The following is a 23,312-nucleotide window of genomic DNA, read 5'->3' as shown; positions in this document are numbered from 1 at the left end:
TTTTGAAGTAAGCAATACCAGGTAAATTAATTCCATAAATTTCGTACCCGAATCAATTTTGCAACAAGCGGATTTCATTTCGGGTCTTATCTTCGGCAAAATTCATCCGTTATGCTTCTGCCCCAGCGTATCTATCAACTCTCGGAAAAAGCCCTTACTCTGGCCTGGGAAACTCGCATCGATCCCGAGATTTCGGCTCAGGTGCGAAGGGTACAACGCGAAATTCTGGCTCAGCCATTTCCGGGTTTGACGGAGGTAGTGCCTGCCTACGCCTCATTAACCGTTTTCTACGATCCTGTACTCATTCGTAAAAATCACCCCGGTCAAACGGCTACAAGCTGGGTGGAGAACTGGCTCAGGCAACAAATGCACACGCTAGCCCAGGATCAGGCTGCCGTCAAGCCCAGACGAGTGGACATTCCGGTTTGTTACGGAGGTGACCTGGGGCCCGATTTAGCGGAAGTTGCTCACCACTGCGGACTTTCGCCCGAAGCCGTCATCGAGCAGCATAGTCAGGCTGTATACCAGGTGTATATGCTCGGTTTTGTACCCGGTTTTGCCTACATGGGTGGCTTGCCTGAAAGCCTGCATACTCCCAGAAAAATGACTCCCCGAGCTCAGGTACCAGCGGGTTCCGTTGGAATTGCAGGAGCTCAAACGGGCATTTACCCCATGACGATTCCCGGCGGCTGGCAGATCATTGGCCGAACGTCTTTACCGCTTTTTCACATCAGCCACACTCCTCCGGCTTTGCTTCAGGCGGGGGATGAAATCAGGTTTATCCCCGTAGATTCCCTTTAACATGGCCATAGAAATCATTCAGGCAGGTGTATTAACTACATTACAGGATTTGGGCCGATCCGGCTATCGGGCTCAGGGGGTAGTGCTGAGTGGAGCTATGGATGGTTTTGCTCACCGGGTTGCAAACTGGCTGGTAGGTAACGACGAAAATCAGCCCACCCTTGAAATAACCATGGGTGGCTTGGAAATCGTTTTTCATGAACCTGCCCTTATTGCTCTGGGTGGCTTTGGCGGGCGGGCCTTCTTAAATCAATCGCCGATGGATTGCTGGAAAAGTACCGCTGTTCAGCCCAGGGATCGCCTGAAGGTAATGTATGCCGGGTACGGTTGCCGCAGTTACCTCGCCGTGGCTGGCGGCTGGCAGATTTCTGAAGTACTCGGAAGTTACAGTACCTATGCTTCAGCCGGATGGGGCGGATTTCAGGGAAGAGCTTTACGAAAAGGAGATCAGATAGCCTTTACCCCCAAGCCATCTCCCCAAGCTTCCTGGTCCATTGCTTCCTCGGCTTTACCTGAGTATTCTTCAAACCCTCAGGTTCGGGTCATCGAAGGACCGGAATGGGATTGGTTTACGGAAGAAAGCCAAAGGCACTGGCTCGAAGAGAATCACTCCGTATTACCCCAGAGCAATCGAATGGGGTATCGGCTCAAAGCCGCTTTGGAACGTAGCCACACCGGGGAATTATTGTCCACCGCCGTAAGTCCGGGTACGCTTCAGGTATTACCCGACGGAAATCTGGTATTACTGATGAACGACGCTCCCGCCACGGGTGGTTATCCCCGGATAGCCCAGGTGATCGAAGCCGATTTATGCATTTGTGCCCAGCTTACGACGGGTAACGAGGTTCGTTTTGTACGCATCAGTGCTGCCGAGGCCGAAGAAATCTACGTATCTTCCCATCAACATTTACAGCTTTTGAAGCAAAGCATTTTTCAGCGATTGTATGCGAATTGACATAAACTGCGATTTAGGCGAAAGTTTTGGGGCTTATACCATCGGTCAGGATGAAGCTATCTTACCTTTGATTACCTCCGCCAACGTAGCCTGTGGTTTTCACGCGGGCGACCCAGGCGTAATGCGGTATACCGTTGAAAAATGTCTGGAACATAACGTGGCCATTGGGGCTCATCCAGGCTTCGCCGATTTACAGGGCTTCGGACGCAGAAATATGCAGCTCAGTCCCGCTGAGGTTTATGAGTTGGTTTTGTATCAGGTCGGAGCTTTGGCCGGGTTTGTTCGGGCAGCGGGAACCCGTCTTCAACACGTGAAACCACACGGAGCTTTGTATAACATGGCGGCCAAAGATGCGGCAATGGCCCGGGCCATTGCTCAGGCCGTGCGTGATTTTGATGCGAACCTGTTTCTATACGGACTAGCCGGAAGTTACCTCATTTCAGAAGCGGAGCAATTGGGACTTAACACTTGTAGTGAAATTTTTGCTGATCGAAAATACCAGGCCGACGGCACCTTAACCCCCCGGAATCAGCCCGATGCTCACCTGACAGATCCAGCCGAAGCCGTTGCCCAGGTTATGCGGCTTATGAATGATTCAGAACGAAAAGCTGAAACGGTCTGCATTCATGGGGATGGTTCACAGGCCCTTGCTTTTGCTCAAACCTTACATACTCATCTGCAACAGGCGGGCGTTCGTATGCTTCGTCCTGATTAACCTCATCTTATGACCCCCAAATCTACTTCGCTGGCTTCTACCCTATTGGGAGCTGCTTTTTTAATGGCTACATCAGCCATCGGACCGGGCTTTCTGACTCAGACCACCCTTTTTACAGTAAAGTTACAGGCCAGTTTTGGTTTTGTTATTCTGCTTTCCATTTTGCTTGACATTGGGGTTCAGCTCAATATCTGGCGGATTGTCATCGCCTGCGGACAGAAAGCTCCCGATCTGGCCAACGCTCTATTCCCCGGCCTGGGTCATTTGCTATCCATTATGATCGGGCTCGGCGGACTGGTGTTTAACATCGGTAACATTGCCGGAGCCGGACTTGGCCTTAATGTATTACTGGGCATTCCCGTTGAAGTCGGTGCCGTCATCAGTGCACTCATTGCCATTGTCCTTTTTGTGAGAAAAGATGCCCTTCTCGCCATGGATTCGTTTTCCAAATGGCTGGGGGTATTGATGATTGCCTTAACCTTTTATGTCGTTTTCACGGCTCATCCCCCCCTGGGTCTGGCCTTTCAAAAAACCATCAACCCCGATATTCTGGACACTACCGCCATCATTACCCTCGTAGGGGGAACCGTGGGAGGATACATTACTTTCGCCGGAGCTCACCGGTTGCTGGATGCTGGTTTGAAAGGATCAGAAGCTTTGCCTGAAACCGACCGTGGGGCCGTAACGGGTATTGGCATTGCTTCTCTCATGCGAATTTTACTATTCCTGGCCGCCCTAGGGGTGGTCATGCAGGGTTTAAGTATTGATCCATCCAATCCGCCGGCATCCATGTTTCAGCAGGCCGCGGGTACATTAGGGTACAAATTGTTTGGCCTAGTGATGTGGTGTGCAGCGATTACCTCCGTAACGGGTTCGGCTTATACCTCCGTTTCCTTCATCCGAACCTTACATCCTTCCTTCACTCACCGAACCACTGCCCTGACGCTGGGCTTCATTATTCTTTCTTCGGTGATCTTTCTGATCGCTGGAAATCCGGTTACCTTGTTGGTAGTTGCCGGAGCGGTAAATGGAATGATTTTACCCCTATCTCTGCTGATTATGCTAGTAGTAGTTCATAAACCCGCCTTGGCTGGCAGTTACAAACACCCGATTTTATTAACGCTAATCGGTGTGGTAGTTATGCTCATTATGGGCTGGATGGCCGTTCGAACGCTGTTAATGATTTAATTCAATTCTATTATTTTCCACTCAGTAAATGAAAGCAGAAGCTATGAGGTGATGGGTAGAATTATGATTTTCCTTTAAGAGATCAATCCTTCTCAAACATCTGCATGAGTCCCCTTCATCAGAAAATCGGGAACGCTGTCTTGATGTTATTGGGTGGACGTGCGAGCTATCCCTTAACCCGCACGTCCATCCAATAATTACTGCACTCCCTTATCCAGGAAAGCAGTGTATATTCTAAAAGCGATCTAACATTTAGAATTGAAGACCTTCATGCGAATCGGAAATGCGATCCTTTGTTTTGATAGGGATAACAGGCTTGGGATAACGGCAGGTGGCCCCTGTCTTTTCTTTAGGAACGAGAGGGAATCTCGTACCCGTTGGTCTTAGTTTAGTTAAACCAAAATCCTTGATTAAACCGCGAATCTCAGTAGAGACGAACTTCGACCCACGGGTGCGAGATTCCCCGCCATGGCTGGTGTCCCACTAGCCGTTTGTACGCAAACAGTGGTTGGTGTCCCACCAACCATGGCGTAGTCTCTACGTTTTAAACCAAAAGCCTCCATGCAGACCCTACATCACAAGTTCCCAAGTAGAGACGCGACTTTATCGCGTCTGGTCGGGAGATGAAAGTAGTACAAAGGCAACACAAAACCGCCTCTTACCCAGACGCGATAAAGTCGCGTCTCTACCCCTTCAAAACCAAAATTTGGGTTATAAAGCCGAGCGACTGCGGGAATAGATATATCTGATAAGCGTATATTTTAAAAGAAGAAGTAAAACCTTAGTATGCAAATAGACTTCGCTTAAATAAACGTTGGATAAACACAGCGACTCGTGATTTATACCAAACGCAGAAGAGTAAGTTCAGAACTATTACCGACGTGTATCGTCGGTTGCTTTGGGTAATTGAGAATGTGCATTCCAGAAGTCAAAAACCGTATTCCAGATATTGAGAAAATCATTACGGTTTTCCGGCTTTACTACAAACGCATTTACGCCGTTATCGTAAGCATCTTCAATCAATGTTTTTCCAGAAAATTGAGAAAACATAACTACTGGTAAGTATTTCCATTTTTCAGATTGTCTGATATGCTTCACTAATTCCATTCCGTTGATGCCGGGAAGTCGATAATCCAATAGCATCAAACTCGGATAGGTTGGTAAGTCATCCAGATATAGCAGAGCTTGTTCTGCATTTTCGGCAAATAGCAAATTACAGAGCTGAGTACTTTTCTGGTAACTCCAGTTCATGATAAAACGCTGTTCAGGGTCGTCCTCAACCACCATCAACAAAGGTTTTTCTGCCATTTCAATTCATTTAAAAATAAAACCTGTCTCCACCGCTAATCCCTTGAGGGTAACTGAATCATTTGAGTCCAATAGGAGTACACCTGATCCCATATTTCTGAAAGTCGCTGAAAGTTCTGTGGCTTCACTACATAACTATTAGCTCCAAGTTCATACGCCTTTCTCACCATTCCTTCATTAGAAGAAGTCGTAAACATGAGTACGGGCAATGCTTTAAACCGAAGTGTCGATTTCAGTTTCTCTAATAATTCCATTCCATTCAGGCGGGGCATATTAATATCCAGTAACAGCAACGAGGGTTCTACACTACCATCATTTAGTAACTGCCAGGCATGTTCTCCGTCATTAGCAAAGAACAATTCTCCTTTATAATCTCCCTCGTTAAAGGCAATCTGTAATAATTCTCGATCATCTTCGTCGTCCTCGACGACTAAAATGACCAGCGGCTTCGAATAAGTTGGCAAAGGGTTGTGCTAAATAATGGAATACAGTATTTGTTTTCTAACAAAACTACACTCATAAGTTCAAAAAGTATAACGTTAAGGGAGTGAACTCCTTAAAAATTCAGATCAAATTAACTTTTATCAATATTAATATCCATTATTTATGAGTAATTTCCTAATTCTATTTTTCTATAATATCGTGCCTATGCTCAAGGTGAGTAATAACCAGGGGCCTACCTATGGCTATTTTTTACGAAAAGTAGCCAAGTTCTTTTCATGAATAAGCCATTATTTCTCTGAAAACCCAGTGCTTTCGCTTGAAAAGCCCTTTCAAAACCGTATTTTAGTCCGTTCATTTCTCAAGAGTAGCAGCCTCTTTTCTGAATTCTTTATGTCTACCACCTCATTTCTGATTGCCTTCTTTTTCATTAATTATGTACGAAAGACCATACAATCGGAAAGCAAATACCCAGAACTGGATCGGCTTATTGTTTCGGCCCGTTACCTGACGGTCGGACTCTGGGGGATGCAGTTTCTCTTCCATGAGATCTTTATTCTCCGGTTAGTCGGGCCCGTCTATCTATTACTGCTGGTATGGCTAACTCATAAAAAGGAAGAACTGCAACCCGTTCAATCGACTTCACTTTCCATCCTTCCCTATGCGTTTATCAGCATTTTTGGAGAGCTAGTCAAGTTTGTTTCCAAAGATTTTTATAACCAGTTCGATGGTTTTTTTGAAGCGGGTAAGTTTTTTGCCTTCGTATGGGTTTTCATTCTATGGCTCAACAACCGCAAACAGGAAAAAGCCCTTGAAGCCGAACGATTAAAACTGGAGAAACAGGAAGAGTTAGGCCGGGTTACGGAAGCTCAACGCGATCAGCTCGAAGTATTAGTCGCGGAGCGAACGGCAGAATTACGTCTGCAAAAAGAAGAATTAGAAAAGGCTCTCAGTCATTTAAAATCGACTCAAAACCAACTTATTCACGCTGAAAAAATGGCTTCCCTCGGGGAGTTAACGGCGGGTATTGCCCATGAGATTCAAAATCCTTTAAACTTCGTCAATAACTTCTCGGAAGTTAGCATTGAACTGGTAGACGAGCTCCGCGAAGAGTCACAGAAGCCGGAACAGGATACCGAGTTAATCATTGAATTATTGACGGATATTGAACAAAATCTCCAGAAGATTCAGCACCACGGCAAGCGGGCCGATAGTATCGTGAAGGGTATGCTTCAACATTCCCGTACTTCTTCGGGACAGAAAGAAGACATCGACCTTAACGCAATGGCCGAGGAATACCTACGCCTGGCTTACCACGGATTACGGGCGAAAGACAAGACCTTCAACGCCAAAATGGTCACGGAGCTGGACCCAATGTTAGGAAAGGTCCATGTATTACCGCAGGATTTGGGTCGGGTATTGCTGAACATGCTAACCAATGCCTTTTACGCAGTTTCCGATAAAAAACGCCAGCAACCGCAAGGCTATGAACCTACGGTATGGATCGTTACCCAAAGCCGCCCTAATCAGGTAATCATTCGGGTTCGGGACAATGGAACGGGGATGCCAGATAGCGTCAAACAAAAGATTTTTCAGCCCTTTTTTACTACTAAACCCACCGGACAGGGCACGGGACTGGGGCTTTCTCTGAGTTATGACATCATTACCAAGGGCCACGGCGGTTCGCTGGAAGTGATTACTCAGGAAGGTGCTTTTACGGAATTTATTATTCGCCTGCCTCGGTAACCGGCAGAAAATTTTTACCCATGAATATATTAGTTGTTGATGACGAGAGAGACGTTCAGGCTTTGTTTGAACAACGGTTTCGCCGGGAAATTAAAAACGGGGATTTTCGCTTTTTTTTCAGCTTCTCGGGCGAAGAAGCCCTGACTTGTCTCGAAAAAGAGGATTCCGAAATTGTATTAATCCTTTCGGATATTAACATGCCCGGCATGAGCGGGCTGGATTTACTGCAATCCATTCGCCATACGCACCCTAGCTCACCGCCAGTAGTCATGATGATTACCGCTTACGGTGACGAAGAAACCCACGCTCAGGCTCTGAAACTCGGAGCCAATGATTTCCTTACGAAGCCCTTAAATTTTGGGGAGTTAAAGGTTAAACTCAAAGAGACGTTATGAAGGCAAAGATCTTGGTAGTGGACGACGAAGCCGATCTGGAAGTATTAATCAAGCAGAAATTCCGCCGTCAGATTCGCGAAGGGAAATATGAATTTCTTTTCGCCGAAAATGGCATTACAGCCCTGCAAAAGTTACAGGAAAACGCGGACATTGATATTGTGCTGAGCGATATCAACATGCCTGAAATGGACGGTTTGACATTGCTGGTAAAACTGAATGAAGCTAATCCATTGGTCAAAGCCGTCATTGTATCAGCCTATGGCGATATGGAAAATATCCGCGTCGCGATGAATCGGGGTGCCTTCGATTTCCTTTGCAAACCCGTTGATTTTGAGGATCTGGAAGTAACCATGCAGAAAACGCTACGGCATGTGGAGCAGTTACGACAGACCCTGAAGGCCATCAAAGAAAATGATATTCTTCGGATGTACGTCGATGAAACGGTTCTTCAGTTCATGACCCGTTCCGAGTTTGAATCTTCCCTAACGGCCAACGAAACGATTGAGGGAAGCGTGGTTTTCGTGGACATTTGCGGCTTCACGGCGATTACCGAACGAGAGCCAGCCGATGTGGTGGTCCAGATGATTAACTCTTATTTTGATGTCATCGTAAAAGCAATCATTGCTCAGGGCGGCTATGTCGACAAATTTATTGGCGATGCCGTCATGGCCGTTTTTCGGGGAGAGTTTCACCTGGATCGGGCCATTGAAGCTTCGCTGGCAGTGCGTACGCAGTTATCAGATATAGAAGAAAGTTTGCCCGATCAGACCTTCCTGCCTCAGGTAGCCATTGGTATCAATTCCGGTGAAATGGTATCAGGTAATATTGGCTCAGCTTCCCTGAGACGGCTGGATTATACCGTCATCGGTGATACTGTAAATCTTGCTCAACGGCTACAGTCCGCTGCTAAACCGGGACAAATTCTGATTACGGATGATGTGTATCAACGCGTAAAGGAATCCTTTCAGGGAAAAATATTGGGAGAGGTAACGCTGAAAAACAAATCCCTGCCGGTTCAGATTGTTGAAGTCATTGCCTAAGCCCACTTTTAACCTCTTTCAACCATGAATGTTACGCAAGCAGAACGCTTTATTCTTGGGTTATTAGCCCAGCAGTTACCCCAACATTTGTTTTACCATGGTCTTCATCACACCCTGGACGTGGTAAATGCTGCTGACTGGCTGGCTAAGGAAGAAGGCATTAAGGATGAGGAAGCGTTGGAGTTATTGAAAACAGCGGCTCTTTTTCACGATTGCGGCTTTATGTATACCTATCTCAATCATGAAGAAGCGGGCTGCGAAGTGGCGGAACAATGCCTACCTACGTTTGGCTACTCGCCCGAACAGATCGCAAAAATCTGCGGGATGATTCGGGCTACGAAGGTTCCTCAGCAACCGCAAAATCATCTGGAAGAAATGCTGTGTGATGCTGACCTGGACTACCTCGGTCGGCCAGGTTTTGAAAGTATCTCGGAAACCCTGCACCAGGAATTACTCGCCTGGCATTTCATGAAACCCGAAGACAACTGGACACAAAAGCAAATCGATTTTTTACAGGAACACCATTACTGGACCCAGACGGCTCTTGCCCAGCGGCAACCCGCCAAGCAAGAGCAACTTCGTTTGCTTATTCAGCAGCAATCGACTTCGACTGAGCCGTAACTACTTCATTCTGATGGCGAATTCGCTGACATAATACCCGCATGACATTGCGTAATACTTCGCCGCGTTCTTCCATTAAGTCGTAGAAATCTTCCTGATCGATTCGGAATAACGTGGCGGCAGTCTGGGCAACAACCGTCGCCGAACGAGGTTCGGCATCGAGTAAGGCCAGCTCCCCGAAAATGTCTCCACGGCCCATTTCAGCCAGTAAGGTATCTTCGTCGTAAATCTCTACTTCCCCCGAAAGAATCACAAACATGCTATCACCCAGGTCGCCTTTGCGAATAATGGCATCGCCCGCCGCGACGTGCACCTGCTTCATGATGGGAATAATGCTGGCCAGTACGTTTTCAGCCGTACTCGCAAACAGAGGCGTATTTTTCAAAATCTGCACCAACTCCAGTGACGAATGCGAAGACGAAGCATGAGTATGCATAAAGGGTGTATTTTTTTCAATCGAAGTAAGCGTTAAGTGGGCACTTTCAGCCAGAATGGATACCGGATGATTCACATAAGCCGTTACCATTTGAGGTTCGCCTACCCAGGAATTCCAGCGACGCAGGGCTACACTAACGGTCCATTCCGTAAAAACTGACGTTCCTTCTTTCAGAATAAAAGCCACTGAGTCGGCCATAGACTCCGAGTAAACGGAAGTTTTCGCTTCCAACTGGCTTCTGAATAAGGTATAAACGGGCCGGGGCACCAGGTTTTCCAGCATTTCCAGGGCATTGGCACTCCGTTCCTGCGAAGCATGATTCAAGCCACTCTGTACCTGAGTAATGATTTCAGGGTCATACAACCGACCTAAAATTCGCAGGATTCGCTTCAAAACCCGATCCGTTTCATAACCCATTGCCGTTCGCCATTCGGGATCCATCGCGGCGTATTGTCCCGCCTGAATTCGTTCGGCTAAGCGTAAATCATCGGTTAATAGTATTTCAAATAACTCTCGCTGGTTATCTGAAACCGGGAAGTGTCTCAGGGCATACAAGGCCGTTTCCCGCAGAGCCCGGTCAGGATGTTGAGCCATCGTCACCAGTAATTGCTCACTTTGCGGCGTTTGAATACTGCCCAATAACTGAGCCATCAACCGTTGCTGCTCCGGGGTAACTTTCGCCAGCGACTGTAGCGAAGTTAAGGTTACTTCACCCTGTTCCCGCAGGCTTCGCAAAGCAGCCCGTCCGTACTGACGATGGGCTAATAACGCCAGCAAATGTTGGGTTAATGCCTGACTAGGCAAAGAACCCGCCGCCCGAATGGCAGCCTTCACCGTCTCCGAATCGTCTGCTTTCAGGCTCTTTTCAACGAAAGCATCATACTCCTTCAGAGCTAAAGTCTCTATCAATTCTAAAGCCAATGGTTGTGTAGCGGGAACATTCATCCACTGCTCTAATTGCTGACGAGCCGCCCCATCCTTAGGATCTACTTCCAGTCGTCCGCGAAGGGTTCCCTTTTGAATTTCCAGATCTTGAATGTTCAGTAATTCCGCAATAGAGCTAGCCTGTCGAGCCTTCAACTGAGCCGCTTTTTCCCGAATTTGCGGATGCGGATCATTCAATAAATTTTCTAGAGGCCGGTCTTTCGACGCTGATTGTTTTGCCCATAACTCCAGCACGTGCAAACGAACGCTGGCATCCGAATGATATAATAGAGGAAGTGCTTTTTCGTCAAATTGGGCGGGTTGGTTCTCATTAAACCAATCCAGAGCTTTTACCACGCGGGGAGCCAAAGGACTTGATAAATCCTGTTCGGCTGCCAGAGCAATTTCGCCGGGTAAGGCCACTTCTTCGCCGGGTAAAAACCGTCGCGATAAGGCTTCTCCCAGGGTCTGCAAATAGAATCGATACGCTCGTAAAACGAACAAAATCATCAGCACCGGAAAAACCAGCCAGCCCCAAACGGCTGTTGCTTCGGGTATGGCTAATACGCGACTCAAAAACAGGAACAAGCCAGCCAGTCCCAGGCCCAAGGGTTCATAGAGTCCTTTTGCCAGCGTATGCCCCATCAGTCGCTGATGAGGCGTGAGGGGCTGAAATAACACCAGAAAAACGGCATCAAACAAAGACCGACGAATCACCTCGATGGTTAGGTACAACAAACAGGCTCCGATTAGAAAGGTCGTTTCTTCGTGGGAAACCGTGCGGGCAATAGCTAACCCCAACAAGCCCAGCAGAGCGGCCATTGGCAATAGTAATAACGAATTTTTAATTCCCAGACGATCCAGAGCCCGGCGGGAAATTAGCAATTTGACCAGCATTGCCAGCACATAAGTACCCGCTAACCAGAAACTTACGTACGCAATCAATTCCGATTCATCATGGAAGCGGTGTTTGACATCCATGAAGAAATTATACTCAACTTTGGTAGCAAAGCAAGCCACCAGCAGAATACTCAGACACATGAAAAACACCAGCTCGCTACCTCCAAAAAGCTGCTGGATGAAGCGGGGCTGGGGCCGGCGGCGAGCCGAATGGCGTTCTTTGGTGCGAATGGCATGCGAACGCAAGGTTAATTGCAAAGTAGCCAGTGCTCCTAAGAAAGCCGCCAGCGAAACACCCAGTAACGAAAGCAAATCGGCATGGGCGTGTACCAAAGCTGCCAGGACAGCCCCCAAAGCTTTAGCGGGCATATCGCCGGAGCTAATAATGCTGAACAAACGCTTGCCCTGCCGGGTATCAAAAACGAGAGCCGAAACTCCCCAGAATTCCAGACTGGTCAGTAGGTAAATAATCCGGTAACCAATCATGATTCCGATTGCTGCCAGTACGGAATGGCCAAGCCAGACGACCAGCATAACCAACACGGTCATTACGGCTACCACTGCCAGCACCCGAACGGCCACTTTGCTTAGGCCCAGGTGATGTTCATAGTGAGCATAGACTTTGCCAACCAGAATCATTCCAATGGCCGAAGCAATGTAAGCCAGGGGCAGATTGGCTTCGGGATCGTTCTCAAGAAGAATGGCATTGGCTGCTACGTATAGTTGAATCGTACCAATTCCAAGTAAAAAATGGTGGAGAAAAAACAGCCAGACGGTACGGGTTTCTTCAGGATGAATTCCTAAATAACGTCGGACGCCATCGTTAGTAGGCATTGTAAAGCGTTTTATTAATCGTTTTAAAGGTTAAGTATAGCTCTTTTTCCTGAGCTGAGCACGTTGAAAAATAAATCTTGTTTTTCGCAGAATTCCCAAAGCATGACGTAATTGCCCCGAATTAGGAAGTTAATCCCTTCAAAATCTTAGGATTCACCTTCCTTTTTTATGGTTTTCAACGTACGAACTCAATTGTGATTATCATATGATCAAAACCTGGATTGCCCTCAGTCTGACCTGGGCTGGTATTACTTATTTTCAGGAAACTCCTTTTCCCAAAGCCGAAATTTCCAATGGCCTCATCAAAGCCAGTCTTTATCTGCCCGATGCCGAAAAGGGGTATTATCGGGCTCAGCGATTTGACTGGTCGGGGGTTATTGGCAAACTTGAATACAAAGGTCACTCTTTTTTCGGTCCCTGGCGAGAAACGCACGATCCTTTAAGTAATGATGGCATTAGCGGCCCCGTAGAAGAATTCATGCCCATCGGTTACGCAGAAGCCCAACCCGGTGAAACCTTTCTGAAAATAGGGGTTGGCACGCTGAAGAAAACCAGTAACCAACCCTATCATTTCTGGGAGCCGTTTGAACACGTGAATAAAGGAATCTGGAAAAGTGAAATAAAAAAAGATCGGGCGATTTATACGCACACGTTTACGGATGCTTCGGGGTATGCCTACGTATACGAGAAAACGCTTCGTCTGTTACCCGACCAACCCATCCTGGTATTGGAACATCGCCTGAAAAACACCGGAACCCGAACACTTCTTACGCAGGCCTACGACCATAATTTTTTTGTATTCGATCAGCATGAAACCGGGCCCTCCTATCGGGTTACGTTTCCTTTTGAATTAACCACCGATGGCCCCACCGAAGGTCTGGGCAACATCGCAGCAATCAAGGGGAACCAATGGACTTATAAACAACCCGTTCCGCCTAAAGTCAGTACGCAGGCTTTTCTAAAAGGCTTTGGTAACTCGGCAAAAGACTATAACATCCGGGTTGAAAATGACCAGATAGGCGTACAGATCAAAGGCGATCAACCTATTACTAAAATCGTTTACTGGTCCCAGAAAAATACGCTTTGTCCAGAACCCTATATCCAGATCAAAGCAGAGCCGGGCCAGGAATTTAGCTGGAAAATTGAATATGAATTCTTCGTTAAATGAGCCTGAATGAGTCTTTAAATCTCCGTTACCAACCACATTTCGACCGTTTATAATCTGCAAAAACCTTGATTTGTCCAAACGTCGGGCCGAAGCATTGAAACAGACGCTGACTAAAAAATTTGGCATTGACGCCGCTCGTCTGGAAAGCGATGGAAAAGGGAAATCAGAACCTGTAGATACCCATGACACGGCCATCGGCAAGGCTAATAATCGCCGCGTGGAATTTATTAAGTTGTAGATCATTCAGTGAACGGAGGTGGCCTGGAGTAAACATCCCAAGCCACCTCCGTTTTTTAGTTTAAAGCGAAGCAAGAGGCCTTTTAGAAATTTATTTCATTCTACACTCATCCGCTTTTTTAATCAAAAAGCTAGGTTCAGACGTTATTACTTTATCCAACCTTCGCTCGGTCAGATTGCTGACTTCGCCGCCTATGATGAGATTTGCCCTGCTCTTATTTGGCCTTGTGTGCCTTCTTAGTAACTGCCATCAGTCCTCAGAAACCGAAACTATCGAATGGCCCTTTTACGGAGGAAATGCTGCTGGCAACCGCTATTCGGAGTTAAGAGAAATCAATGTACAGAACGTTTCTTCGCTAAAAGTAGCCTGGACCTACCACGCCGCAAAGGGCGAAAATCCCTTTGAAATGCAGTGTCAGCCCATTATGGTCAATGGTATTTTATATGGCACGACTCCCCTGCTCAAGTTATTTGCCCTAAAAGCGGACACGGGGGAGGAACTCTGGAAATTTGATCCTTTCGAAAATCAGATTCCTACTTTTCATCCCATTCGGGGCGTTACCTACTGGCCCGAAGGGAAACGCATTTTCTATACCGCAGGCTCCAGACTGTTTGCTCTCGAAGCCGAAACAGGAAAGCTCGTAGAGGAATTCGGAGAAAGGGGGTCCATTGATCTGCATGTGGGCGTAGGCGATCACCTCAACCATAATGTGGACGGTTTACCTGTGGATGCCACAAGTCCGGGTATCATCTACAAACATACCCTGGTGCTGGGTTCCCGCGTGGGTGAAGGAGGCGACGCCGCTCCCGGCTCCATTCGTGGCTTTGACGTGAGAACGGGAAAGCTGACCTGGATTTTTCATACCATTCCGCATCCGGGAGAGTTTGGCTACGGTACCTGGCCCAAAGAGGCCTGGAAGTATTTTGGGGCAGCTAACAATTGGGGCGGTATGGTACTGGATGAAAAACGGGGCGTAGTCTATCTGGGTACGGGTTCGGCTTCCAGCGATTTTTACGGTGGTGCTCGGGAAGGTCAAAATTTATTTTCTGACTGTATTCTGGCCTTAGATGCCGAAACGGGAAAACGAAAATGGCATTTCCAGACCATTCACCACGATTTGTGGGATCGAGATATTCCCTGCCCCCCTAACCTGACCACAATTACGCATCAAGGGAAAAAATTGGAGGTTGTCACACAGACCACTAAAGACGGGTTGGTTTATGTATTAAATCGGGATACGGGTGAATCTCTTTTCCCGCTTGAAGAAAGAGCCGTTCCGACCGACGGTTTGCCCGGCGAGAAACCTTATCCCACCCAACTTTACCCCAGTAAACCCGCTCCGCTAACCCGTCAATTTTTAACGGAAGAGGACATTACCGACCGAACCCCGGAAGCCCGGGCCTTTGTGCTGAAGCGTTTTCGGGAAACACGTTCGGGGAATAAGTTCATCCCGCCTAGTAAAGAAGGAACGCTAATGTATGGCATGGGCGGCGGAGCCGAATGGGGAGGCAGTGCTATCGACGAAAACGGTATTTTATACCAGAATGCCAACGAAATGATCTGGGATTTGGGGATGGAAGAGCGGAAAAAGCAGGTCAATCGACCGCCCTCAGCAGAAATTCTCTACCTGGATAACTGCTCTATTTGCCACGGTGGAGATAAAAAAGGCTCCGGCACGGAATACCCTGATCTAAGTACCATCGCTTCCCGATTAACGAAACAGGATCTACTAAACATCATGAAAACCGGGCGGGGTCGAATGCCTTCTTTTCAGCACCTTCCCGACGTGACCCGTGAGGCCATTGCAGACTATTTACTGAACCTGAAAAGTAAAGTCAAACTCCCAGCCCAACCCGTTGCCAAAGCCCCAAAACCCGGTACGTTTCCTTACGAACCGCCCTACGTTAATACGGGCTGGAAACGCTTCCTTGACCCTGACGGTTACCCGGCCATCAAGCCCCCCTGGGGCACGCTGAATGCCATCGATCTTAATACGGGAGAATACCTCTGGCGGGTGCCGCTCGGCGAGTTTCCGGCATTAACTCAACGGGGAATGCCCGTAACGGGTACCGAAAGTTACGGTGGTCCTTTAGTCACAGCGGGGGGACTGGTCTTCATTGCTGCAACCAAGGACGAACGATTTCGGGCTTTTGATAAAAAAACGGGGAAAGTAGTCTGGGAATATCAGTTACCCGCTGGGGGTTTTGCCACTCCCATGACTTACCGAATGAAGGGGAAACAATACATCGTATTAGCCGTGGGAGGGTCGAAAAACGGACATAAGCCGGGCGGTTATTACCTGGCCTTTAGTCTTTAAGGTCCTTTTGCTCAACTGATTAAGCTTTAGAACTAACTTAACATGCTGTTATTTATCTATTAACTAAAAACTTGACAGTGGGAAAAATTAAACGGAATTAAAGCCTTAACTTGGCTATTCCATTCCTTCTAACGTTTTTCTATGTCAAGTCTCGCTTCAATCCCTGAAGCCAGGGAGTTTTCTCCGAGCCGTACGTCGGTTTTGCTCTCTATTCCCCTCTACGTTTACATCTGCGTGTTTGCGTCTCTCAACATTTTTGTGGGCGTACTCTGGGATATCTCCTGGCACATGACCATTGGCCGCGACGGGTTATTTTCAGCTCCCCACGTGCTGATGTATCTGGGCTCTGTCTTTGCCGGAACTTTTGCTGGTTACCAATGCCTAAAAACCTCGTTCTGGGGAACACCGCAGGAAAAAAGCAAATCCGTTCACTTCTGGGGCTTTTTTTATAGTTCGCTAGGGGGGCTTTTTTGCATTTGGGGAAGCATGGCGGCCATTACCTCCGCTCCTTTCGACGACTGGTGGCACGCCGCTTACGGTTTGGATGTGGAGATTTTTACGCCCCCCCATACGGTCTTGCTAATGGGACTGATCACCATTCAATTAGGTGCCATGTTTGTGGTCATGTCCATGCTCAATCGGGCAGAAGTTATTCCCGGATTTACGGCTGAACAAAATGAAAGTCGCACCCAGCGGCTACGCCTACTATTCATGATTTCAGCGGGCCTGCTTATCTCACTCGTACATTTATTTACTTCAGAGTTTTTATCCAACTCCTCTGGTCATCGTTCCTTTTATTACCAGATTTCCGCTTTTGTTTTTCCTTTGTTGCTCTTCTCCACGGGCCGGGCATCGGGGCATCGCTGGGGGCGTACCATCATTAGCGGACTGTATATGTCTTTCATGCTGGTGACGAATTGGATCATGCAACAGTTCCATGCCGAACCCTTACTCGGTCCTATTCTCAATCCAGTTGACCATTTTCAGTTCTACGGTTTCCCTGTTTTGGTAATCGTTCCCTCTTTCGTATGCGACTGGATTAGTCCACGTCTCAAGGGCCGGAATGACTGGATTCAGGCACTGGTTCTGGGGCTTCTATTTTCACTCGTTTATTTTGTGACGCAATGGTATGCCACGGAATTTCTGTTCACTTCGCCCTTGGCCCGCAATAAAATTTTTGGCAGTTATACCTGGTATTTCGGCAGCGACCCTAACTGGGAGTTCCGGTACGCGTACCGTCCGCGATCCATCCAGAAAGTCGCTGATTTGATTAAAGGACTAGGCATTGCTCTTGTGGTCGCCCTAGCCACTACCCGACTGGCTCTGCTTTGGGGCAAATGGATGCAACGCGTGGTACGATAACCCTTACTCTCCGAAAGAACCAACATGAAATTTTTCAAGTATCTCTTTTTGTTCCTAAGTTTTCCAATCATTACCCATGCTCACGTAGGTAGCTCGGGCGTGGTTTATGAAGGTAAAGCGGGCAAGTATCCCGTACAGGTTTTTGTTCAGCCCCCCGACGTTATTCCGGGTACAGCTCAGGTGACGGTTATGGTGGGACAGGGTACGGTTGAAAGCATTCAACTCAAACCTATTTATTTTTCGGCAGGTGACGAAGGTTCTCCGCAGGCCGATCCCGCCTTGCCCGTTTCTGGTGAGCCGGGTCAGTTTCAGGGTTCGGTGTGGTTTATGGAAACGGGTTCGGCCAGCGTGCAGGTAACCATTAAGGGAAGTTTAGGTACGGGCACCGTCGTGATTCCAATGGTAGCCGTTTCTACCGCAACCCGGCAGATGCCCGAGATTACGGGCTGGGTTCTGGTAGGTTTAGGGGTCTTGTTAATCGGCTTATTAATTACCATTTTCGGGGCCAGCGTTAGTGATGGATTAATGAAACCGGGACAGGCTGACACGGCTCAAACCCGAAGAAAACGGGTAACCGGATCTATTGTAGGAGCTACGTTCTGTTTTGGGCTGATTTTCATCGGTAATAACTGGTGGAAAGACCGGGCGAATGAATATAAAGATTATCTCTATAAACCTTACCGGGCTACCTCCAGCGTTCACCAGAAAGAGGGTCAGTCCGTATTAACCCTGCAAATTGATTCAAATTCCGTTCAGCAACGATCCCTGAGTTACCTGGTGCCCGATCATGGAAAGCTGATGCACCTTTTTCTGGTTCGTCAGGGAACAATGGATGCCTTCGCACACCTCCATCCCAATCGACTGGATTCTCTAACATTCCAGGCTCCGCTGCCCGATTTACCTCCCGGCAAGTATCTGCTGTACGCGGATATGGTTCGCTACCACGGATTTTCGTACACAGTAACCGATACGCTGGAGATTCCTGCTTTACCCAAGACACAAACGAAAACGCTAAAATCAGACCCGGAAGATACCTTTGCCGTTACTTCGTCCGTCACCAAAACGCAGCCTTTGCTAGGCGATCAGAACATTACGATTTGTGGAAAACCGGGCGTTAAAACCAAACTTCAGGATGGCTCGACCATTGTTTGGGAAGCTCAGCCCAATCAGACTTTTCAGTCCGGCAAAGTGTATTCCCTGAATTTTTCCGTCATCGATCCTAACGGTAAGCCAGCCGCCCTGCAACCCTACCTCGGTATGATGGGCCATGCGGCGGTATTTAAAAATGACGGTCAGGTATATATTCACTTGCATCCTACGGGAACATTCTCCAGTGCTTCCCAGCAGATTCTGGAAAACCGCATTACGGAAACCAGACGTCTGGCCACTAACCCTGCTCCTCCGAAGGTATTCCGCGACAGTGTCGATCAGGTCATTCAAATGCTGGCTCAGTTACCAGAAGCCGCCCGCGATCATCTCCTCATGCCCAACATGGACATGGCTTCGATGGGTGGAATGGAACACGGTCAGGAGAATAAGAATAATCATCTTTCCATTCCCTACGCTTTTCCGCAAAGTGGTGACTACCGCATCTGGATTCAAGTGAAGCGGAATAATAAAGTACTAACGGGCGTTTTTGATGCTAGTGTAAAGTAAAACTGGACGTTTTTCCGTTACCCATTGACGAAGGTCTGGAAAGAGTGAAAACTCTTCTCAGACCTTTTTATTTTAACAACAAATCAGGAGTAATCTTGTTAATTCAGAGCTACTTACTAAAGCTCAAAATGAAGACAGAAAAAACTAATAAACGCATAGCTATTTTAGGGGGTGGCCCTAGTGGATTATTCGTATTCAAACGTTTGGTTGATTTAGAAAGAATAGATTTCACCATAGATATTTTTGAGTCGCAATATCAGTTAGGCGGAGGGATGCCTTACAGCAAACTCGGAGCCAATGTGGAACACATCAGTAATGTTTCGGACATTGAAGTACCCGATCTGGTAACATCCATTGGCGAATGGATTCAGACTATTTCAGACGATACTTTACGAACCTTTGCTATTGAACGGGAGGCTTTCAATGAATATAAAGTAGTCCCTCGTTTGCTGTTGGGACAATATCTTTCCGCTCAATTTGATTTATTACTCGATAAAGCCAAAGCCCTGGGACTTCCGACGACGCTTCACTTAAACACTACGGTGGTGGATGTGATTGATTACCCGGAAACGGGCGAAGTAGGCGTGAAGACCGAAGCAAATGATATTCTGTCTTTTGATCATGTCATCATTACCACTGGGCACCAATGGCCCATCAAACACGAAGGCTCTGTTCCCAACTATTACGATTCGCCTTATCCTCCGAAAAAGTTACAGTTCAAAGCGAACCACGCCGTAGCCATCAAGGGAGCTTCGTTAACGGCCATTGACGCCATCCGAACGCTTTCCCGACAAAATGGAAGTTTTCAGACGAATGAGGAAGGCAAACTTATCGGTTATCAGGTGAATGAAGATTCTCCTGATTTTAAAATCGTTATGCACTCGCGTAACGGTCTGTTGCCGGCCATCCGTTTTCACCTCGAAGAGCCCAAGGTCAATGGCGATTCGTTAATGAGCGATCAGGAAGTTGAGCAAAATAAGGCTACTAATGACGGTTTTCTTTCGCTGGATTACGTGTTTGATTCCAATTTCAAAGCCAGTTTTATTGAAAAAGATCCGGCTTTTTATGAGAAAATCAAAGATATGAATCTGGAGGAATTCGTGGAGACCATGATGAGTTACCGCGAAAAATGTGAGCCTTTTGAGTTATTTCTGGCCGAATACAAGGAAGCCGAACAATCCATTCAGGAACGAAAATCCATTCACTGGAAAGAGAAGCTGGCTGAACTGAGTTTCGCCATGAATTATCCAGCCAAATACTTTTCCGCCGAAGACATGATGCGGCTTCAGAAAGTATTGATGCCCCTGATTTCCATTGTCATTGCCGCCGTACCGCAAAGTTCCTGCGAAGAGTTACTCGTTTTACACGCTGCTGGCCGCCTCGAAATGGTAACGGTAGGTTCCGATGGCGAGGAAGAACCACAACCGCAGGGTGGGGCAAATTACACCTACACGGACGAAGCAGGTCAGGAACAATGTGTGTATTACCAGACCTTCGTTAACTGCGTCGGACAGCCCCATTTACCCTATGCCGCTTTCCCATTTAAAAGTTTGAAGGAAGCTCACGTGATTAGTCCGGCCCGGTTGAAATTTCAGTCAGCGGAAAAGGCTCTGGAAGCGATGGAGAAGGATAAAGAAAATATTTATAAAGCCTCCGACGGCGAGTATTACCTAAAGGTACACGGCATTACCATTAACGATTATTTTCAGGTAGTGGACGCTTACGGGGCCTATAACGAACGCATTAACATCATGGCCGTTCCGTACATCGGAGGCTATAATCCCGATTATTCAGGACTGGATTTCTGCGAAGAGGCTTCCTCCTGCGTCGTTGAAAGCATTTTTAAAACCCAGCAGGTAATCGCGTAAGGAATAGGCCGATTGTCTACTCATCAGGGGTGTATAAAGTTGTTACTAGTTTTCGAAAGACCTTTTCTCACGAAAAGGTCTTTTTTTATAATCTGGTTCGGCGTTAATAGCATTTGTGTTTTATTATCTGTTTTCTTAGGGCTAAAATGGGTGTTCAGAATTCATTACCCGTCTTTACTAAAACCTCCTTATTCCTATGAAAAGATTTCTAATTCTGTGTGTTCTCTTCATTACTTTACTAAGTGCGGCTCCCCGTAAGATTACCTGGCTGGCTCTGGGCGATTCCATTACGTATTTGAATGATCATCCTAACGAAACGGGCAATCGAATTACGAAGGGGTACCTAACTTTAATCAAAGAACGCTATCCCCAGGTTGAGTACATCAATCAAGGTCATAATGGCTGGACTGCCGTAAAAATCGCCGAAAGCATTGAGTCGCTGGGGTTGGTCAAAGCAGATGTGTATACGGTTTTTCTGGGAACCAATGACTGGTGGCAGGGCAAGCGGGTAGGCTCCTTAACTGATTATGAACAAAGGACTGGAAATGGCACGATTTATGGCTCATTCCGAACCATTATCGATAAATTCCGCAGCCTGAATAAAAAAGCCCGCATCATTCTTATTACGCCCATGCAACGTGGAGATTTCGTGTATATCAATAATCCTTCGAATCACGCGTATGGATCGTACAAGCCCAAGATGGATCAGACGCTGGAGCAGGTAGCGAATGCCATCGTAGACATTGGTACCTCCGAAAAGTTTCCCGTGGTTGATTTGTACCACGATTCGGCCTTAACTGTTGAAAATATGGTTCGTTTCAAACGGCTGAAAAATCCGCAGACCGGACAATATCAGGATTACACCTACCCGGCTTACATTGACATTCCATTCGATGCTAAAAACGATGATTACCCTTACCCCATCGAATCCATTGCCTTAACCTACGACGGTTTACATCCTTCCGATCAAGGATATGAGATTATCGCTAATCGACTGATTGAAAAGTGGAAGGGTTTGAAATAAATTTTTAGTAGGACTGCCAGCCGCAAAGCTGGCAGTTTCATTTTAGGTCATTTTAAGGCTCGTTTTTGTGGAAAGTGTAGGTTTGGGAAATTTTTGTTGTTTCCCCGGATTTCATCCGGGGCTATTCGTGTTTAACCCCTCCGGGGTTATTCTTCATAAACCACCTATTGTAACAAAACCCCAGCGGGGTTAAATTATGAATAGCCCCGGGCTGGATAGTCTCGGATGAAATCCGGGGGCACTTGATCATCAGATCTTGTCATCCAGAGCGAAGCGAAGGAACTTATTACGTTTGCGTAATGTACTTGGCCTTGGCAAACCAAACCCTGTTAGTCCGCGTTACCAACGCGGATTTGTGGAAAAAGCGTTGGTAACGCTGAACGTCGCAGACGAACAAAGGCTCCAAAAGACACGATTTACATTAAAATCCAGCGATTATAAATTTTAGACTGTCTCTTCAACTTCCTTTCATCATCTCAGGCCAAAAGCTGCGTACCTTTGTTGGTAACAGTTCATCAGCAGAATGATACGTTTACGTGTTTCATTCAAATCCATACTTCATCAAGCAACTCGTATGGCCAACTATTCCTGGGGTTTTCTTTTAGGAGTAACCTTATTATCAGCCTGTTCCGGCACCAAGTATTACTCAGCCCATTCTAATCATTCGGCCCTTATCCCCGTTACGGATACGACTGCCCGGATGCAGGCCACTCGCTCTGCAGAACCGATTGCCCGTTACCTGAAACCTTATCAGGATAGTCTAGCCCGTTCCATGAATCAGGTTTTGGTTACTTCGGCGAAACATTTGCAAAAGGGCGGTCCTGAATCAGAATTAGGCAATTTATTAGCTGATTTGTTTCTCGAAGAAGGTCAAAAACGCTACGGAGCTCCGATTGACGTAGCCCAAATGAATAGCGGTGGCATCCGGGCCGAAATTCCGCAGGGTAACGTCACATTAAGTAACGTTTACGAAATCATGCCTTTCGATAACGATCTGGTCGTACTGACCCTTTCGGGCGAAACCATGCGGCAATTCATCGACTATACCATTGTTCATCAGGATGCAGAATCGGGCATGAGACTGGTGGTCGACAAAGAAACCCGGCAGCCCCTTGAGATTCTCATTCAGGGCAAACCTTTTGATCCCCAAAAAACGTATCGCATTCTCGTCAGCGATTACGTAGCAACGGGCGGTGACAGTGCTTCTTTCCTGAAAAACTGCCTAAAATCCGAGCCCCTTCATTACCTCATGCGGGATGCGATCCGCAACTATTTTGAACAAAAAGGCAAAAATCACGAAACCCTAAACCCGCAAATCGACGGCAGGGTGACGTTAAAATAAGTTTAGTTTACAGTTTTCGGTTCTCCGTTTTCA

19 protein-coding genes are annotated in these 23,312 nt (G+C 47.1%); 16 read left to right on the top strand and 3 right to left on the bottom strand.

The window, feature by feature from the left end:
• The first annotated feature begins 111 nt into the window (after window positions 1-111).
• The 4 genes from pxpB to QE357_RS22375 are packed head-to-tail and all read left to right on the top strand — an operon-like array spanning window position 112 to window position 3,659.
• Window positions 112-801: a 5-oxoprolinase subunit PxpB gene (gene pxpB, locus QE357_RS22390; protein WP_309712715.1), complete on the top strand. Its 690-nt coding sequence runs from the start codon at window positions 112-114 to the stop codon at window positions 799-801.
• Between the two features lies 1 nt (window position 802).
• Window positions 803-1,756 (top strand): biotin-dependent carboxyltransferase family protein, encoded by a 954-nt coding sequence (locus QE357_RS22385; RefSeq protein WP_309712712.1) that lies wholly within the window; start codon window positions 803-805, stop codon window positions 1,754-1,756.
• Entirely contained in the window at window positions 1,746-2,471 is a 726-nt protein-coding gene (locus QE357_RS22380) for a 5-oxoprolinase subunit PxpA (RefSeq protein WP_309712709.1), read from the top strand. Before QE357_RS22385 ends, QE357_RS22380 begins: the two co-directional genes overlap by 11 nt.
• Before the next feature lie 9 nt (window positions 2,472-2,480).
• Window positions 2,481-3,659, top strand: coding sequence for a divalent metal cation transporter (locus QE357_RS22375; RefSeq protein ID WP_309712706.1), 1,179 nt, complete (start codon window positions 2,481-2,483; stop codon window positions 3,657-3,659).
• An 873-nt stretch (window positions 3,660-4,532) separates the two neighbouring features.
• Here QE357_RS22375 and QE357_RS22370 read toward each other — a convergent pair.
• Window positions 4,533-4,967, bottom strand: a complete 435-nt coding sequence (locus QE357_RS22370) for a response regulator (protein ID WP_307143994.1) — start codon at window positions 4,965-4,967, stop codon at window positions 4,533-4,535.
• Between the two features lie 35 nt (window positions 4,968-5,002).
• The gene (locus QE357_RS22365; protein ID WP_307143995.1) at window positions 5,003-5,431 is read right to left on the bottom strand and encodes a response regulator; all 429 of its coding nucleotides are present in this window, start codon (window positions 5,429-5,431) and stop codon (window positions 5,003-5,005) included.
• 370 nt (window positions 5,432-5,801) lie between these two features.
• Between QE357_RS22365 and QE357_RS22360 the strand changes: the two genes are divergently transcribed.
• From QE357_RS22360 to QE357_RS22345, 4 genes are read left to right on the top strand one after another with little or no spacing between them, the layout of a single operon-like run.
• The gene (locus QE357_RS22360) at window positions 5,802-7,154 is read left to right on the top strand and encodes an ATP-binding protein (protein WP_309712702.1); all 1,353 of its coding nucleotides are present in this window, start codon (window positions 5,802-5,804) and stop codon (window positions 7,152-7,154) included.
• A gap of 20 nt (window positions 7,155-7,174) precedes the next feature.
• A complete protein-coding gene (locus QE357_RS22355; RefSeq protein WP_307143997.1) occupies window positions 7,175-7,549 on the top strand; it encodes a response regulator in 375 nt (124 codons plus the stop codon).
• On the top strand, window positions 7,546-8,589 hold the full coding sequence (locus tag QE357_RS22350) for an adenylate/guanylate cyclase domain-containing protein (protein ID WP_307143998.1): 1,044 nt from the start codon (window positions 7,546-7,548) through the stop codon (window positions 8,587-8,589). Before QE357_RS22355 ends, QE357_RS22350 begins: the two co-directional genes overlap by 4 nt.
• A gap of 24 nt (window positions 8,590-8,613) precedes the next feature.
• On the top strand, window positions 8,614-9,210 hold the full coding sequence (locus tag QE357_RS22345; protein WP_309712697.1) for an HD domain-containing protein: 597 nt from the start codon (window positions 8,614-8,616) through the stop codon (window positions 9,208-9,210).
• On the opposite strand, the gene QE357_RS22340 is transcribed toward QE357_RS22345, so the two are convergent.
• Window positions 9,176-12,304 (bottom strand): cyclic nucleotide-binding domain-containing protein, encoded by a 3,129-nt coding sequence (locus QE357_RS22340; RefSeq protein ID WP_309712694.1) that lies wholly within the window; start codon window positions 12,302-12,304, stop codon window positions 9,176-9,178. The genes QE357_RS22345 and QE357_RS22340 overlap by 35 nt on opposite strands.
• A gap of 205 nt (window positions 12,305-12,509) precedes the next feature.
• On the opposite strand from QE357_RS22340, the gene QE357_RS22335 reads away from it, so the two are divergent.
• The 8 genes from QE357_RS22335 (at window position 12,510) to QE357_RS22300 (ending at window position 23,279) form a co-directional block, all read left to right on the top strand.
• Window positions 12,510-13,472 carry a hypothetical protein gene (locus QE357_RS22335; RefSeq protein ID WP_309712691.1) on the top strand — a complete coding sequence of 321 codons (963 nt, stop codon included), beginning with the start codon at window positions 12,510-12,512 and terminating at the stop codon, window positions 13,470-13,472.
• 70 nt (window positions 13,473-13,542) lie between these two features.
• Window positions 13,543-13,710, top strand: coding sequence for an OmpA family protein (locus QE357_RS22330; protein ID WP_309712688.1), 168 nt, complete (start codon window positions 13,543-13,545; stop codon window positions 13,708-13,710).
• Window positions 13,711-13,903: 193 nt separating this feature from the next.
• Window positions 13,904-16,027 carry a PQQ-binding-like beta-propeller repeat protein gene (locus tag QE357_RS22325; protein WP_309712685.1) on the top strand — a complete coding sequence of 708 codons (2,124 nt, stop codon included), beginning with the start codon at window positions 13,904-13,906 and terminating at the stop codon, window positions 16,025-16,027.
• 141 nt (window positions 16,028-16,168) lie between these two features.
• Window positions 16,169-17,389, top strand: coding sequence for a hypothetical protein (locus QE357_RS22320; RefSeq protein ID WP_309712682.1), 1,221 nt, complete (start codon window positions 16,169-16,171; stop codon window positions 17,387-17,389).
• Window positions 17,390-17,413: 24 nt separating this feature from the next.
• Window positions 17,414-19,045: a hypothetical protein gene (locus tag QE357_RS22315; protein WP_309712680.1), complete on the top strand. Its 1,632-nt coding sequence runs from the start codon at window positions 17,414-17,416 to the stop codon at window positions 19,043-19,045.
• A gap of 128 nt (window positions 19,046-19,173) precedes the next feature.
• Entirely contained in the window at window positions 19,174-20,913 is a 1,740-nt protein-coding gene (locus QE357_RS22310; protein WP_309712677.1) for an FAD/NAD(P)-binding protein, read from the top strand.
• 196 nt (window positions 20,914-21,109) lie between these two features.
• Window positions 21,110-21,937 (top strand): SGNH/GDSL hydrolase family protein, encoded by an 828-nt coding sequence (locus tag QE357_RS22305; protein WP_309712674.1) that lies wholly within the window; start codon window positions 21,110-21,112, stop codon window positions 21,935-21,937.
• 574 nt (window positions 21,938-22,511) lie between these two features.
• Window positions 22,512-23,279 (top strand): 5'-nucleotidase, encoded by a 768-nt coding sequence (locus QE357_RS22300; RefSeq protein ID WP_309712671.1) that lies wholly within the window; start codon window positions 22,512-22,514, stop codon window positions 23,277-23,279.
• The last annotated feature ends 33 nt before the right edge of the window (window positions 23,280-23,312 follow it).

The organism is Siphonobacter sp. SORGH_AS_0500 (assembly GCF_031453245.1).
In the GTDB taxonomy this organism is placed as follows: Bacteria; Bacteroidota; Bacteroidia; order Cytophagales; family Spirosomataceae; genus Siphonobacter.
The sequence above is the reverse complement of the archived record's forward strand: the minus strand, read 5'-3'. Positions and strand labels throughout refer to the sequence as shown.

Coding starts and splice junctions, on each gene's coding strand:
- pxpB (WP_309712715.1), top strand. CDS start 112: ATGCTTCTGCCCCAGCGTATCTATCAACTCTCGGAAAAAGCCCTTACT.
- QE357_RS22385 (WP_309712712.1), top strand. CDS start 803: ATGGCCATAGAAATCATTCAGGCAGGTGTATTAACTACATTACAGGAT.
- QE357_RS22380 (WP_309712709.1), top strand. CDS start 1,746: ATGCGAATTGACATAAACTGCGATTTAGGCGAAAGTTTTGGGGCTTAT.
- QE357_RS22375 (WP_309712706.1), top strand. CDS start 2,481: ATGACCCCCAAATCTACTTCGCTGGCTTCTACCCTATTGGGAGCTGCT.
- QE357_RS22370 (WP_307143994.1), bottom strand. CDS start 4,967: ATGGCAGAAAAACCTTTGTTGATGGTGGTTGAGGACGACCCTGAACAG.
- QE357_RS22360 (WP_309712702.1), top strand. CDS start 5,802: ATGTCTACCACCTCATTTCTGATTGCCTTCTTTTTCATTAATTATGTA.
- QE357_RS22355 (WP_307143997.1), top strand. CDS start 7,175: ATGAATATATTAGTTGTTGATGACGAGAGAGACGTTCAGGCTTTGTTT.
- QE357_RS22350 (WP_307143998.1), top strand. CDS start 7,546: ATGAAGGCAAAGATCTTGGTAGTGGACGACGAAGCCGATCTGGAAGTA.
- QE357_RS22345 (WP_309712697.1), top strand. CDS start 8,614: ATGAATGTTACGCAAGCAGAACGCTTTATTCTTGGGTTATTAGCCCAG.
- QE357_RS22340 (WP_309712694.1), bottom strand. CDS start 12,304: ATGCCTACTAACGATGGCGTCCGACGTTATTTAGGAATTCATCCTGAA.
- QE357_RS22335 (WP_309712691.1), top strand. CDS start 12,510: ATGATCAAAACCTGGATTGCCCTCAGTCTGACCTGGGCTGGTATTACT.
- QE357_RS22325 (WP_309712685.1), top strand. CDS start 13,904: ATGATGAGATTTGCCCTGCTCTTATTTGGCCTTGTGTGCCTTCTTAGT.
- QE357_RS22320 (WP_309712682.1), top strand. CDS start 16,169: ATGTCAAGTCTCGCTTCAATCCCTGAAGCCAGGGAGTTTTCTCCGAGC.
- QE357_RS22315 (WP_309712680.1), top strand. CDS start 17,414: ATGAAATTTTTCAAGTATCTCTTTTTGTTCCTAAGTTTTCCAATCATT.
- QE357_RS22310 (WP_309712677.1), top strand. CDS start 19,174: ATGAAGACAGAAAAAACTAATAAACGCATAGCTATTTTAGGGGGTGGC.
- QE357_RS22305 (WP_309712674.1), top strand. CDS start 21,110: ATGAAAAGATTTCTAATTCTGTGTGTTCTCTTCATTACTTTACTAAGT.
- QE357_RS22300 (WP_309712671.1), top strand. CDS start 22,512: ATGGCCAACTATTCCTGGGGTTTTCTTTTAGGAGTAACCTTATTATCA.